Origin of the sequence: Enterobacter sp. FUJ80071 (genome assembly GCF_038739915.1) — a bacterium.
GTDB classification, from domain to species: domain Bacteria; phylum Pseudomonadota; class Gammaproteobacteria; order Enterobacterales; family Enterobacteriaceae; genus Enterobacter; species Enterobacter kobei.
On sequence record NZ_JBBXKH010000001.1, the window covers coordinates 4,600,890 to 4,614,141 of the forward strand.

Annotated in this window: 11 protein-coding genes; 7 read left to right on the forward strand and 4 right to left on the reverse strand. The window is 56.8% G+C overall.

Annotation, left to right across the window (positions count from 1 at the left end; translation table 11 throughout):
* Positions 1-93 precede the first annotated feature (93 nt).
* From metF to metB, 3 genes are all read right to left on the reverse strand, one after another.
* A complete protein-coding gene (metF, locus tag AAER43_RS22305; protein ID WP_023331596.1) occupies positions 94-981 on the reverse strand; it encodes a methylenetetrahydrofolate reductase in 888 nt (295 codons plus the stop codon).
* 225 nt (positions 982-1,206) lie between these two features.
* A complete protein-coding gene (locus tag AAER43_RS22310) occupies positions 1,207-3,639 on the reverse strand; it encodes a bifunctional aspartate kinase/homoserine dehydrogenase II (RefSeq protein ID WP_050862897.1) in 2,433 nt (810 codons plus the stop codon).
* 2 nt (positions 3,640-3,641) lie between these two features.
* Complete coding sequence (metB, locus tag AAER43_RS22315; protein WP_014885697.1) at positions 3,642-4,802, reverse strand: cystathionine gamma-synthase; 1,161 nt, start codon at positions 4,800-4,802, stop codon at positions 3,642-3,644.
* A 275-nt stretch (positions 4,803-5,077) separates the two neighbouring features.
* Here metB and metJ point away from each other — a divergent pair, with 275 nt between their 5' ends.
* A complete protein-coding gene (metJ, locus tag AAER43_RS22320; protein WP_006179183.1) occupies positions 5,078-5,395 on the forward strand; it encodes a met regulon transcriptional regulator MetJ in 318 nt (105 codons plus the stop codon).
* A 48-nt stretch (positions 5,396-5,443) separates the two neighbouring features.
* Here metJ and rpmE read toward each other — a convergent pair whose 3' ends face one another.
* Complete coding sequence (gene rpmE / locus AAER43_RS22325) at positions 5,444-5,656, reverse strand: 50S ribosomal protein L31 (RefSeq protein ID WP_003862040.1); 213 nt, start codon at positions 5,654-5,656, stop codon at positions 5,444-5,446.
* A 200-nt stretch (positions 5,657-5,856) separates the two neighbouring features.
* Between rpmE and priA the strand changes: the two genes are divergently transcribed.
* From priA to menA, 6 genes are all read left to right on the forward strand, one after another.
* Positions 5,857-8,052 (forward strand): primosomal protein N', encoded by a 2,196-nt coding sequence (priA, locus tag AAER43_RS22330; RefSeq protein WP_023331599.1) that lies wholly within the window; start codon positions 5,857-5,859, stop codon positions 8,050-8,052.
* 119 nt (positions 8,053-8,171) lie between these two features.
* Positions 8,172-9,197: a DNA-binding transcriptional regulator CytR gene (gene cytR / locus AAER43_RS22335; protein WP_050862896.1), complete on the forward strand. Its 1,026-nt coding sequence runs from the start codon at positions 8,172-8,174 to the stop codon at positions 9,195-9,197.
* A gap of 93 nt (positions 9,198-9,290) precedes the next feature.
* Positions 9,291-10,280, forward strand: coding sequence for a cell division protein FtsN (gene ftsN, locus AAER43_RS22340; RefSeq protein ID WP_050862895.1), 990 nt, complete (start codon positions 9,291-9,293; stop codon positions 10,278-10,280).
* Between the two features lie 94 nt (positions 10,281-10,374).
* Complete coding sequence (hslV, locus tag AAER43_RS22345; protein WP_008501802.1) at positions 10,375-10,905, forward strand: ATP-dependent protease subunit HslV; 531 nt, start codon at positions 10,375-10,377, stop codon at positions 10,903-10,905.
* Positions 10,906-10,914: 9 nt separating this feature from the next.
* Positions 10,915-12,249 carry an HslU--HslV peptidase ATPase subunit gene (gene hslU, locus AAER43_RS22350; RefSeq protein ID WP_010436948.1) on the forward strand — a complete coding sequence of 445 codons (1,335 nt, stop codon included), beginning with the start codon at positions 10,915-10,917 and terminating at the stop codon, positions 12,247-12,249.
* A 68-nt stretch (positions 12,250-12,317) separates the two neighbouring features.
* Positions 12,318-13,238 carry a 1,4-dihydroxy-2-naphthoate polyprenyltransferase gene (menA, locus tag AAER43_RS22355; RefSeq protein ID WP_014885701.1) on the forward strand — a complete coding sequence of 307 codons (921 nt, stop codon included), beginning with the start codon at positions 12,318-12,320 and terminating at the stop codon, positions 13,236-13,238.
* Positions 13,239-13,252 lie beyond the last annotated feature (14 nt).

Consider the following 13,252-nt stretch of genomic DNA (forward strand, 5'->3'; position numbering starts at 1 on the left):
TATAGTTGAAATAATCCACAGATTCGATAGTTAATACCTTTTAACTATCTGTTTGATTAAAAAGCCCTCATTTTATAAGGGCTTTCTATTTTTTTATGCCGGACGAACGCCCAGGGTGTGACAGATGGCATAGCTCATTTCCGCGCGGTTGAGCGTGTAGAAGTGGAAATCCTTCACCCCTTCGCGGCTTAAGATCTTCACCATGTCCATCGCGATGTTAGCGCCCACCAGCTTGCGGGTCTCCGGGTCATCGTCCAGCCCTTCATACATTTTGGACATCCACAGCGGAATGCGCACGTTGGTCATATCAGCAAATTTCTTCGCCTGTTTGAAGTTAGAGACCGGCAAAATTCCCGGGATAATTTCGACGTCGATGCCCGCGGACACACAGCGGTCACGGAAACGCAGGTAGCTTTCCACATCAAAGAAGAACTGCGTAATCGCGCGATTGGCACCCGCATCCACTTTACGCTTCAGGTTGAGCAGGTCCGCCTGGGCGCTTTTCGCTTCCGGATGAACTTCAGGATACGCGGCGACGGAGATATCAAAGTCAGCCACGTCTTTCAGCAACGCGACCAGGTCGGCGGCATACATTTCCGGCTTACCGCTTCCCGGCGGCAGATCGCCGCGCAGGGCGACAATATGACGGATACCGTTGTTCCAGTAGTCCTGGGCAATGGCACGTAACTCGTCACGGGTGGCGTCGATACAGGTGAGGTGCGGCGCAGCTTCCAGACCGGTACGGTCTTTAATGCCTTTGATGATGCTGTGCGTGCGGTCGCGCTCGCCGGAGTTCGCACCGTAGGTCACGGAGACAAACTTTGGCTTCAGGCTGCTCAGGCGATCGATAGAGCTCCACAGGGTTTGCTCCATTTCACTGGTGCGCGGCGGGAAAAATTCAAAAGAGACGTTAATCTGGCCGTTTACTTCGGCCAGGCTCTGATTCAGTGCTTCCCGCTGGTTGGCGTGAAAAAAGCTCATACCTTACCTCTATCTGTCGCGTGTCATTGTTTGTTGTATTATGAACTTCTATACGTTTAGACGTCCAGATGTAAAAATGACGGAAAAGCGGAGGGACGTCAACATAAATAATCAACAATAACGGTGAGGTTTGCTCAGGGAAGATGAAGGAAATTCATGATGGGGTGAGCGCGGTCCGATGCCCTCACCCTGGCCCTCTCCCACAGGGAGAGGGAAATGTAGACGTTACAGCAGCTTAGCCAGACGGTTGATGTCGGACTGGATCGCTCCGGCGGTGACATCGCGCCCCGCGCCCGGGCCACGGATCACCAGCGGATTATCGCGGTACCAGCGGCTTTCGATCGCGAAGACATTATCGCACGGCAGCAGCGCCGCCAGCGGATGGTCAGGTCGCACCGCCTCGACGCCGACACGGGCTTTACCGTTGGCCTCAAAACGCGCCACATAGCGCAGCACCAGTCCCATCTCGTTCGCCGCTTCCAGACGCTGCACCATCTGCTCGTTAAGCTCTTCACCATTTTCAAAGAAATGGTCCACAGACCCTTCTTCACAGCCAGCAGGCACCAGGGACTCGACGCGGACGGCATCCGGCTCGATGTCGTAACCCGCTTCGCGCGCCAGAATCACCAGCTTACGCATCACGTCTTTACCGGAGAGGTCAACACGCGGGTCAGGCTCGGTTAAGCCCTGCTGCCACGCCTGATCCACCAGGTCGGTAAACGGTACGGTGCCGTCAAACTGCAGGAACAGCCAGGAGAGCGTGCCGGAGAAGATCCCGCTCAGCGCCAGAATGCTGTCGCCGCTTTCAAGCAGGTCACGCACGGTGTGGTTAACCGGCAGGCCCGCCCCAACGGTGGCGTTATACAGCCAGTGTCGCCCCGTTTTTTCAAACGCGTCGTGGATCTGACGATATTTATCCGTGCTGCTGGCCCCCGCCAGCTTGTTGGCGCTAATGACGTGGAAACCGTGGCTGGCGAAATCCAGATACTGATCCGCAAGCTGTTCGCTGGCGGTGACGTCCAGCACCACCAGATCGTCATACGGGTGCGCGCGCATCCACAGGAACAGCGACTCTTCATCCTGCTCGACGGCCTCATCGTTAAAGAAGGCCAGCGCCCGGCTGGCGTCCAGCCCTTCGTAATTCAGCAGGCTACGGCGGCTGTCCACCACGCCTGCGAGAATGAATTCAAACCCGGTACGTGCCGAAAGCGTCACCTGCTCACGGGCGAACAGCTCCAGCCAGCGGGAACCGATGTTGCCTTTACCAAACAGCACCAGGCCGATGCGTTTTTCCGCGCGGAACAGAGAGGTGTGCAGACCCTGAATCAGGCTTTCGGTTGGCCCTTTACGCAGCACGGCGACCAGGCTGATGCCCTCTTCTGACTGCCAGGTAAATTCAACCGGCTGGCCTTTCAGCTGCTGCCAGAAGCGGTGGCAGTGCAGCGGGTTACGGGTGACGCCCGCCCCCACCATCGCCACCAGCGCCAGCCCCTGACGCAGGCGAAGCTCGCCCGGCAGGCCCGCTTCATCCAGAATCTTCAGGGCGCTGTCCGCCACTTCAGCGGTATAGCAGAACTGCAGCAGCTGGCGGTCGTTATGCACGCCAACGGCCAGCGGACGCACCTGGGCACGCTTTAATACCAGGTCGATATCTTTATGCGCCAGCTTGAAGTCCTGGCCCGCGGGCACCTGGAACTCAATCAGGCAGATGTCATCATGACTGGTGACAATACGCGCCCCGGTACCGGACGCCAGCACGCGCTCGATACGCGTAGAGCCTTGATCCGGGGTATAGCTACAGCGCAGCTGCAGGTCGATATCGCTGCCGGACACCGGCTGCAGCGTGCGGGCGTGCAGCACGGGCGCGGCCAGGCGAGCGAGCTCGCTGGCTTCGTCGAGACGCAGCAATGGCAGCAGACAGGCATCTTTCACTTTACGCGGGTCCGCGCTGTAAACGCCGGCCACGTCGCTCCAGATGGTCACGCGGGACACGCCCGCCAGCGCACCGATTTGCGTTGCCGAATAGTCAGAACCGTTACGGCCCAGCAGCACGGTTTCGCCCGCATTGCTGCGGCTGATAAAGCCGGTGACAACAATACGTTTGCCGGGATGCTGCACCAGGAGCTGTTGCAGCAGCGGATAGGATAACCCTTCATCCACCTGGGGCTGTGCGGCGCGTTCGGCGCGGAGGAAATCACGGGCGTCGAGCCAGGCGGCATCCACACCCAGATGTTGCAGCACGGCAGCCATCAGACGTGCAGACCACACTTCACCGTGGCCCACCACTTCGGCATACACCGCGTCGGTGATCCCGCTGTCCAGTAGGGCCGCCAGACGTTCAAGATCGTGCGTAAAAGCGCTGATCAGCCCGTCGGCAACGTCCGCTGGCAGCAGGCCAGCAATCAGTTCGCTCTGATAGCGGCGTAAGGACTGTTGCACCTGATGCGCAGAAAGGCGATCGGTCTGGCTCAGTTTCAGCCAGCTAATCAACTGGTTGGTGGTGCTGCCCGCCGCGGAGACAACCATCATGTCACCCGGCTGTGAATACTCCGTCATGATCCCTGCAACGCGCAGATAACATTTCACATCAGCAAGACTACTACCACCAAACTTGTGCAGCTGACGACCCTTCGCCCCTGCCTGCGCTATCACACTCATGATTACCCCTTGGCTGCGACCCGGAAGCCATTTTCCAGATCGGCAATTAAATCTTCAGAATCTTCAATACCGGTCGAGATACGCAGCAGCGTCTCGGAAATCCCGGCGGCGGCACGTGCTTCCGGTGCCATACCGGCGTGCGTCATGGTTGCGGCGTGGGAGATCAAGCTTTCAACCCCACCTAATGATTCCGCCAGCGTAAACAATGACAGCCCGCTCAGGAAGCGACGCAGCGTTTGCTCGTCGCCGTCCAGTTCAAAACTTAACATCGCGCCAAACCCTTTCTGCTGGCGCGCGGCAATCTCGTGCCCCTGGTTTTCCGGCAGCGACGGGTGATAAAGCTTCTTCACCAGCGGCTGGGTTTTCAGGAAATCGACAATGGCCTGGGCATTGCGCTGCGCCACTTCCATACGCGGAGAAAGCGTACGGATGCCGCGCAACAGCAGGTAGCTGTCGAACGCCCCGGCGGTGACGCCAATGTTATTGGCCCACCATGCCAGTTCCGTGACAACGTCGGGATCTTTTGCAATCACCACGCCCGCTACCACATCAGAGTGGCCGTTCAGATATTTAGTGCATGAATGCAATACCAGATCAGCACCCAGTGCGAGTGGGTTCTGAAGGGCCGGACTGAGGAACGTATTATCCACTACACTTATCGCTCCCGCATCCCTTGCGAGCTGACAAATTTTCGCAATATCGACAACGCGCAACAATGGGTTGCTTGGACTTTCCACCAGAACGAGCTTTGGTTTCTCTGCCAGCGCCTGTTTCAGCGCCTGTTCGTCGTTTTGATCGACAAACAGCACGCGATAGCAGCCGCGTTTTGCGAGGCTGTCAAACAGGCGATAGCTGCCGCCATAGCAGTCGTGCGGGGCGACCAGCAGGTCTCCCGGCTTCAGGAACACGGTCGTCACCAGGTGAATCGCAGACATCCCGGTGTTGGTCAATACGGCCCCTGCGCCCCCTTCCAGCTCGGCCAGCGCACGCTGGGTCACATCACGCGTAGGGTTGCCACGACGCGAGTAGTCGTGCGCGCGGGGTTCATTAAATCCGGTGAAATTGTAGGTACTGGAAAGATGAATCGGCGGGACAACGCAGCCGTACTGCTCGTCATCATTTAATCCGCTACGCACTGCAATAGTGGCCTGTTTACGCGTCATGGTGAGGGCTTCCTGGCGAATGAGGTGAAAAGTCAGGCACCAGAGTAAACATTCAAATTATGGACGTCAATACATCTGGACATCTAAACTTCTTTGCGTATAGATTGAGCAATGCGCAAATAGCCGTTAAAATTATATGCTTTAGTGCACGCTGCAGCGGCAATATCCGTGCCACGGTATCGTCTCTACGGTAAACTACGCAAGATTACGGTTCAAAACGGGCAGTGACCGGTTTGCACCTTTAGATTAATGACTGAGAGGATTAAAGGTATCTCATGGCTGAATGGAGCGGCGAATATATCAGCCCATACGCTGAGCACGGTAAGAAGAGTGAGCAAGTAAAGAAAATTACGGTTTCCATTCCTCTGAAGGTGTTAAAGATCCTCACCGATGAACGTACGCGTCGTCAGGTGAACAACCTGCGTCACGCGACCAATAGCGAACTGCTGTGCGAAGCGTTCCTGCATGCGTTTACCGGTCAACCGTTGCCAAACGATGACGATCTGCGCAAAGAGCGTAGCGACGAAATCCCGGAAGAGGCGAAGGTGATCATGCGTGAACTGGGTATTGACCCGGATACGTGGGAATACTGAGAAGCGGATACAAAAAAGGCACCTTGCGGTGCCTTTTTTTCGGGAAACTTATTTAGCGCCCGGGATGCTGAAACGCTTGTTGAAGCGGTCAACACGGCCACCGGTTGCAACATCACGCTGCTTACCAGTGTAGAACGGGTGGCATTTGCCGCACACGTCCAGGTTCAGATCGTGACCCACGGTGGAGCGGATCTGGATAGAGTTACCGCAAGAACAGTTTGCAGTAATCATTTCGTATTTCGGGTGAATATCTTTTTTCATGGGAGAACCTCAGTTAAGGCCGCGTCGCTCTTCCAGCCCTAACGCCAGACACCACGCGATGTTGAATGTAAGTTCTTTGGCGTAAAGTACACCAAAGGCGGCGAATCATACAGAATTTGACCAACGTATGCAAACTGATCCGCACGCCGCTTTCACTAATGTGTATACTAACGCGCCACTTTTCAAGTCAGGAAGATTCGATGCCCGTCGCTCACGTTGCCCTGCCCGTTCCGCTTCCCCGCACCTTTGACTACCTGCTGCCCGACAGCATGAGCGCCAAAGCGGGCTGTCGCGTGACCGTGCCGTTTGGCAAACAACAGCGTGTGGGGATCGTTGTTTCCGTCAGCGATAAAAGCGAACTCCCCCTTAATGAGCTGAAATCGGTCATTGAGGTACTGGACAGCGAACCGGTTTACTCCACCAGCACCTGGCGACTGCTACTGTGGGCGGCGGATTACTACCATCATCCGATTGGGGATGTCCTGTTCCACGCCCTGCCTATCCTGCTGCGCCAGGGTAAGAGCGCCAGCCATGCGCCGATGTGGTACTGGTTTGCCACCGAGCAAGGGCAGGCCGTAGACATTAATAGCCTCAAACGATCGCAGAAACAGCAGCAGGCGCTGGCCGCTCTGCGCCAGGGTAACATCTGGCGGCATCAGGTCGACGAACTTGAGGTGAGCGAAGCCGCTTTACAGGCCCTGAGAAAGAAAGGTCTGAGCGAGCTGGCAAGCCAGGCCCCAGCCCTTCACGACTGGCGCGACGGCTTCTCCGTTTCAGGGGATCGTCTGCGCCTGAATACCGAGCAGGCCACCGCGGTCGGCGCCATTCACAGCGCCTCGGACCATTTTTCTGCCTGGCTGCTGGCGGGCGTCACCGGTTCCGGTAAGACCGAAGTGTATCTGAGCGTGCTGGAAAACGTGCTCGCGCAGGGCAAACAGGCGCTGGTCATGGTGCCGGAAATTGGCTTAACCCCTCAAACCATCGCTCGATTCCGCGAGCGCTTTAACGCACCGGTTGAGGTCCTGCACTCCGGTCTGAACGACAGCGAACGCCTCAGCGCCTGGCTGAAAGCGAAAAATGGCGAAGCGGCGATTGTGATCGGCACCCGCTCGTCGCTGTTTACGCCGTTTAAAAATCTTGGCGTGATCGTGATCGACGAAGAGCACGACAGCTCCTATAAGCAACAGGAAGGCTGGCGCTACCATGCCCGCGATCTGGCAGTTTATCGCGCCCACAGCGAGCAAATTCCGATCATTCTCGGCTCCGCCACCCCTGCGCTCGAAACCCTGCACAACGTGCGCCAGCGCAAATATCATATGCTGCGTCTGACGCGTCGTGCCGGGAATGCCCGTCCGGCCATTCAGCACGTGCTCGATCTAAAAGGTCAGCAGGTTCAGGCCGGGCTAGCACCCGCATTGATTACCCGCATGCGTCAGCATTTGCAGGCGGGCAACCAGGTGATTCTGTTTCTCAACCGCCGCGGATTTGCCCCCGCTCTGCTGTGCCACGACTGCGGCTGGATTGCGGAATGCCCACGCTGTGACCACTACTACACCTTCCATCAGGCACAGCGCCACCTGCGTTGTCACCACTGCGACAGCCAGCGTCCGGTGCCGCGCCAGTGTCCATCGTGCGGGTCAACGCATATCGTGCCGGTCGGACTAGGAACGGAACAGCTTGAGCAGGCGCTGGCGCCCTTCTTCCCTGACGTTCCAATCTCTCGTATCGACAGAGACACCACCAGCCGCAAGGGCGCGCTGGAACAGCAGCTCGCGGAAGTACATCGCGGCGGGGCGCGCATTCTGATTGGTACCCAAATGCTGGCAAAAGGGCACCACTTCCCGGACGTCACGCTGGTCGCCCTGCTGGACGTGGACGGCGCGCTGTTCTCTGCGGATTTCCGCGCGGCCGAGCGTTTTGCCCAGCTTTATACCCAGGTGGCCGGACGGGCAGGGCGCGCAGGCAAACAGGGCGAAGTGGTTCTGCAGACGCACCACCCTGAGCACCCGCTGCTGCAAACCCTGCTGCACAAAGGCTATGACGCCTTTGCCGAGCAGGCGCTGGCCGAACGACAGACCATGCAGCTACCACCGTGGACCAGCCACGTCATCATCCGCGCGGAAGATCATAACAACCAGCAGGCACCGCTTTTCCTGCAGCAGCTGAGAAATCTCCTGCAGGCCAGCCCCCTGGTGGATAATCAGCTGTGGATCCTGGGTCCGGTACCGGCGCTGGCGCCGAAACGCGGCGGACGTTTCCGCTGGCAAATTTTGCTCCAGCATCCTTCGCGGATCCGTTTACAGCACATTGTTAGCGGCACGCTGGCGCTGATCAACACCCTGCCTGAAGCACGTAAAGTGAAGTGGGTGCTGGACGTCGATCCCATCGAAGGCTGAAGACGGATCGAAAAATTTAACGCTCCTCACACTTTTTATGAAAATTCTGTAACCGATTCCATTAACTATCTGTAAAAATGGTGATGTCAGAAGTTCGGTGTTCAGGCGAGGAGAAGACGTTGAAGTCCAGGAAAGAGGTTGCCACGGCGACCATGAAAGACGTTGCCGAGAAAGCACAAGTCTCAACGGCAACCGTGTCCCGCGCATTAATGAACCCGGATAAAGTCTCCCAGGCGACCCGCAACCGGGTAGAGCAGGCTGCGCTTGAAGTGGGTTATTTCCCACAGGCGATGGGGCGCAACGTCAAACGCAATGAATCACGCACAATCCTTGTGATTGTGCCGGACATCTGCGATCCCTTCTTCAGTGAGATTATCCGCGGTATCGAAGTGACGGCGGCGGAACAAGGCTACCTCGTTCTGATTGGCGACTGCGCCCACCAGAATCAGCAGGAAAAAACCTTTATCGACCTCATTATCACCAAGCAGATCGACGGCATGCTGCTGCTTGGCTCGCGCCTGCCGTTTGACGCCAGCATTGAAGAGCAGCGTAATTTACCGCCGATGGTCATGGCTAACGAGTTTGCCCCTGAACTTGAGCTGCCGACGGTCCATATCGATAACCTCACCGCCGCATTCAACGCGGTGAACTATCTTCAGGAGCTGGGGCATAAGCGCATTGGCTGTATTGCCGGGCCAGAAGAGATGCCGCTGTGCCACTACCGCCTGCAGGGCTACGTTCAGGCACTGCGCCGTACTGGCGTTACCGTCGATCCGCACTACATTGCCCGCGGTGATTTTACCTTCGAAGCCGGTGGACAAGCGCTGGAGAAGCTTCTGGACCTGCCTGAACCGCCAACCGCCGTATTTTGTCACAGCGACGTGATGGCGCTGGGCGCGTTATCGTACGCCAAACGCCGCGGACTGCGCATACCGAAAGATTTATCCATCATCGGATTCGATAATATTTCGCTTTCAGAATTTTGCGATCCGCCGCTCTCAACGGTCGCGCAACCGCGCTATCAAATCGGTCGCGAAGCGATGCTGCTTCTGCTGGATCAGCTTCACGGTCAAACAGTTAGCAGCGGCTCGCGGTTGCTGGACTGCGAACTGATAGTCCGGGGCTCTACCCAGGCATTGACTTAACGTAAACGTCTTTAGGACACCCTTATCTGGTCAAAGCCCCGCCGCTTAAGTAACATGGCGGGCTGACGAACGAATAAATACAGCGAAACGATAGTGGCACAACGAGATTATGTACGTCGCGGCCAGCCGACACCTTCGCGACGCAAAAAGAGTAGCTCAAGGAAAAAGCAACCTAGCCTGCCTGCTGTCTCGCCAGCAATGGTCGCTATTGCTGCGGCTGTTGTCGTCGCCTTTATTGGTGGTCTGTACTTCATCACGCACCATAAAAAGGAAGAGTCCGAGGCGCTTCAGGCCAGTAAAGTGGCCGGTAATGGCCTTCCTCCGAAACCTGAAGAGCGCTGGCGCTATATCAAAGAGCTGGAAAGCCGCCAGCCTGGCGTGCGTGCGCCTACCGAGCCCTCTGCCGGTGGTGAAGTGAAGAATGCCGATCAGCTGACGGACGAGCAGCGCCAGTTGCTGGCACAAATGCAGGCCGATATGCGCCAGCAGCCGACGCAGCTGAACGAAGTGCCATGGAATGAACAAACGCCAGCGCAGCGTCAGCAAACGTTGCAGTTGCAGCGTCAGCGCCAGGCTCAAATTCAGCAGCAACAGCAGCAGCAGTGGACGCAAACTCAGCCGGTACAGCAGCCGAAGGCACAGCCTTACCAGCAACCGCAGCAGCAGACGCGTACGGTACAATCTCAGCCTGTTCAGCAGCAGCCAAAAGCACAGCCGCAAAAACAGGCGGCTCAGCCGTATCAGGATCTGCTCCAGACGCCAGCGCATACCACCGCACAGCAGCCGAAAACGCAGCAGGCTGCGCCGGTGACCAAAGAGACCGAAGCGCCGAAGCAGACGGCGGAGAAAAAAGACGAACGTCGCTGGATGGTACAGTGCGGTTCGTTTAAAGGTGCGGAGCAGGCCGAAACCGTGCGTGCTCAGCTGGCATTTGAAGGGTTTGATTCACGCATTACCACCAATAACGGCTGGAATCGCGTGGTGATTGGCCCGGTCAAAGGCAAAGAAAACGCCGATGGCACCCTTTCTCGTTTGAAAGTGGCCGGCCACACAAACTGCATTCGACTCGCCTCCGGGGGTTGAAACCCCCAAAATCTCCCCCATCTATCATTTAATTCAGCCCTGAGCACAGGCTCAGGGCTTCTGTTTCCCGAATTTGTAACCAGGGGGTCTGCTCGTGACAACAATAGTAAGTGTACGCCGTAACGGCCATGTGGTAATCGCCGGTGATGGCCAGGCCACGCTGGGTAATACCGTCATGAAAGGCAACGTGAAGAAAGTCCGTCGTCTCTATAACGACAAAGTGATCGCCGGTTTTGCAGGCGGCACAGCTGATGCCTTCACGCTGTTTGAACTGTTTGAACGCAAGCTTGAAATGCACCAGGGTCATCTGGTGAAAGCGGCCGTTGAGCTGGCAAAAGACTGGCGTACCGACCGTATGCTACGCAAGCTCGAAGCGCTGCTGGCGGTAGCCGATGAAACCGCTTCGCTGATCATCACCGGTAACGGTGACGTTATTCAGCCGGAGAATGACCTGATTGCCATCGGCTCTGGCGGCCCTTATGCCCAGGCTGCAGCCCGCGCGCTGTTGGAAAATACCGACATGAACGCACGTGATATCGCGGTGAAGGCGTTGGATATTGCAGGTGATATCTGCATCTATACCAACCATAACCACACCATCGAAGAATTGACCTCCAAAGCGTAAGGATCTCCCATGTCTGAAATGACCCCACGCGAAATTGTCAGCGAACTGAACAAACACATTATCGGCCAGGATAACGCCAAGCGCTCCGTGGCTATCGCTCTGCGTAACCGCTGGCGTCGTATGCAGCTTGACGAAGAGCTGCGCCATGAAGTGACGCCGAAAAACATTCTGATGATCGGCCCAACCGGTGTCGGTAAAACCGAAATTGCCCGTCGTCTGGCGAAGCTGGCGAACGCGCCTTTCATCAAAGTCGAAGCCACCAAGTTCACCGAAGTGGGCTATGTGGGTAAAGAAGTGGACTCCATCATCCGCGATCTGACCGATTCGGCGATCAAAATGGTGCGCGTCCAGGCGATTGAGAAAAACCGCTATCGCGCGGAAGAGATGGCCGAAGAGCGCATTCTCGACGTGCTGATCCCACCGGCGAAAAACAACTGGGGCCAGGCTGAGCAGCAGGCTGAACCGTCTGCCGCGCGTCAGGCATTCCGCAAAAAACTGCGTGAAGGCCAGCTGGATGATAAAGAGATTGAGATCGATCTTGCTGCCGCGCCAATGGGTGTAGAAATCATGGCACCTCCTGGCATGGAAGAGATGACCAGCCAGCTGCAGTCCATGTTCCAGAACCTGGGCGGCCAGAAGCAGAAAGCACGTAAGCTGAAAATCAAAGACGCGATGAAGCTGCTGATTGAAGAAGAAGCGGCGAAGCTGGTGAACCCGGAAGAGCTGAAGCAGGATGCTATCGACGCGGTTGAGCAGCACGGCATCGTGTTCATCGACGAAATCGACAAGATTTGTAAGCGCGGCGGCAACAGCTCCGGCCCGGACGTGTCCCGTGAAGGCGTTCAGCGCGACCTGCTGCCGCTGGTTGAAGGCTGCACCGTCTCCACTAAGCACGGTATGGTGAAAACGGACCACATCCTGTTTATCGCTTCCGGCGCGTTCCAGGTTGCCAGCCCGTCTGACCTGATCCCGGAACTGCAGGGTCGTCTGCCGATCCGCGTTGAACTGCAGGCGCTGACCACCGAAGATTTCGAACGCATCCTGACCGAGCCAAACGCCTCTGCGACCGTACAGTACAAAGCGCTGATGGCGACCGAAGGCGTGAACCTGGAGTTCACCGAAGACGGTATCAAACGTATCGCCCAGGCCGCGTGGCAGGTTAACGAAACCACCGAAAACATCGGTGCGCGTCGTCTGCACACCGTGCTGGAACGCCTGGTGGAGGATATCTCTTATGATGCGAGCGACCTTAACGGTCAAACCATTACCATTGACGCTGAATATGTGAGCAAACATCTTGATGCGTTAGTGGCAGATGAAGATCTTAGCCGTTTTATCCTATAATCGCGGTTATTGCATTCTCATCACCGTTAATGGGGGCTAATGCCCCCATTTTTATTGGCTAAATACTTATGACTGATATCAGCCGTACTCAGGCGTGGCTCGAAAGTCTACGCCCTAAAACGCTTCCTCTGGCCTTTGCCGCCATTATCGTCGGCACGGCACTTGCCTGGTGGCAAGGTTATTTTGATCCTCTGGTCGCTGCGCTGGCATTGATTACCGCAGGGCTGCTGCAAATTCTCTCCAATCTCGCTAACGACTACGGTGATGCGGTGAAAGGCAGTGACAAACCTGACCGTATCGGACCGCTGCGCGGGATGCAGAAAGGGGTGATTACCCAGGCACAGATGAAGCGCGCGCTGATTATCACCGTGGTACTGATTTGTTTATCGGGTCTGGCACTGGTGACGGTCGCCTCGAAAACCACCAGCGACTTCATCGGCTTCCTGGTGCTGGGCTTGCTCGCAATTATCGCGGCCATTACCTACACCGTCGGTACGCGTCCTTACGGGTATATTGGCCTCGGGGATATCTCCGTGCTGGTGTTCTTCGGCTGGCTGAGCGTGATGGGGAGCTGGTACCTGCAGGTGCATACCGTTATCCCTGCCCTTTTCCTGCCCGCAACCGCCTGCGGTCTGCTGGCGACCGCGGTACTCAACATCAATAACCTGCGCGATATCGACAGCGACCGTGAGAACGGTAAAAACACGCTCGCGGTACGTCTGGGGCCGGTCAATGCGCGCCGCTATCATGCCTGCCTGCTGATTGGTGCCCTGGTTTGTCTGGCACTGTTTAATCTGATCTCGCTGCACAGCGTATGGGGCTGGCTGTTTATACTCGCCGCGCCGCTGCTGATTAAGCAGGCCCGCTTCGTCATGCGTGAACTTAGCCCGGCCGCGATGCCGCCGATGCTGGAACGAACGGTAAAAGGCGCCCTGCTGACTAATCTGTTGTTCGTCATTGGGATTGTCTTAAGCCAGACGCTCAGTTAGCTGACAAATATCAA

Excerpts from the sequence above, each read along its gene's own strand:
- metF (WP_023331596.1), bottom strand. The coding sequence starts at position 981 with ATGAGCTTTTTTCACGCCAACCAGCGGGAAGCACTGAATCAGAGCCTG.
- AAER43_RS22310 (WP_050862897.1), bottom strand. The coding sequence starts at position 3,639 with ATGAGTGTGATAGCGCAGGCAGGGGCGAAGGGTCGTCAGCTGCACAAG.
- metB (WP_014885697.1), bottom strand. The coding sequence starts at position 4,802 with ATGACGCGTAAACAGGCCACTATTGCAGTGCGTAGCGGATTAAATGAT.
- metJ (WP_006179183.1), top strand. The coding sequence starts at position 5,078 with ATGGCTGAATGGAGCGGCGAATATATCAGCCCATACGCTGAGCACGGT.
- rpmE (WP_003862040.1), bottom strand. The coding sequence starts at position 5,656 with ATGAAAAAAGATATTCACCCGAAATACGAAATGATTACTGCAAACTGT.
- priA (WP_023331599.1), top strand. The coding sequence starts at position 5,857 with ATGCCCGTCGCTCACGTTGCCCTGCCCGTTCCGCTTCCCCGCACCTTT.
- hslU (WP_010436948.1), top strand. The coding sequence starts at position 10,915 with ATGTCTGAAATGACCCCACGCGAAATTGTCAGCGAACTGAACAAACAC.
- menA (WP_014885701.1), top strand. The coding sequence starts at position 12,318 with ATGACTGATATCAGCCGTACTCAGGCGTGGCTCGAAAGTCTACGCCCT.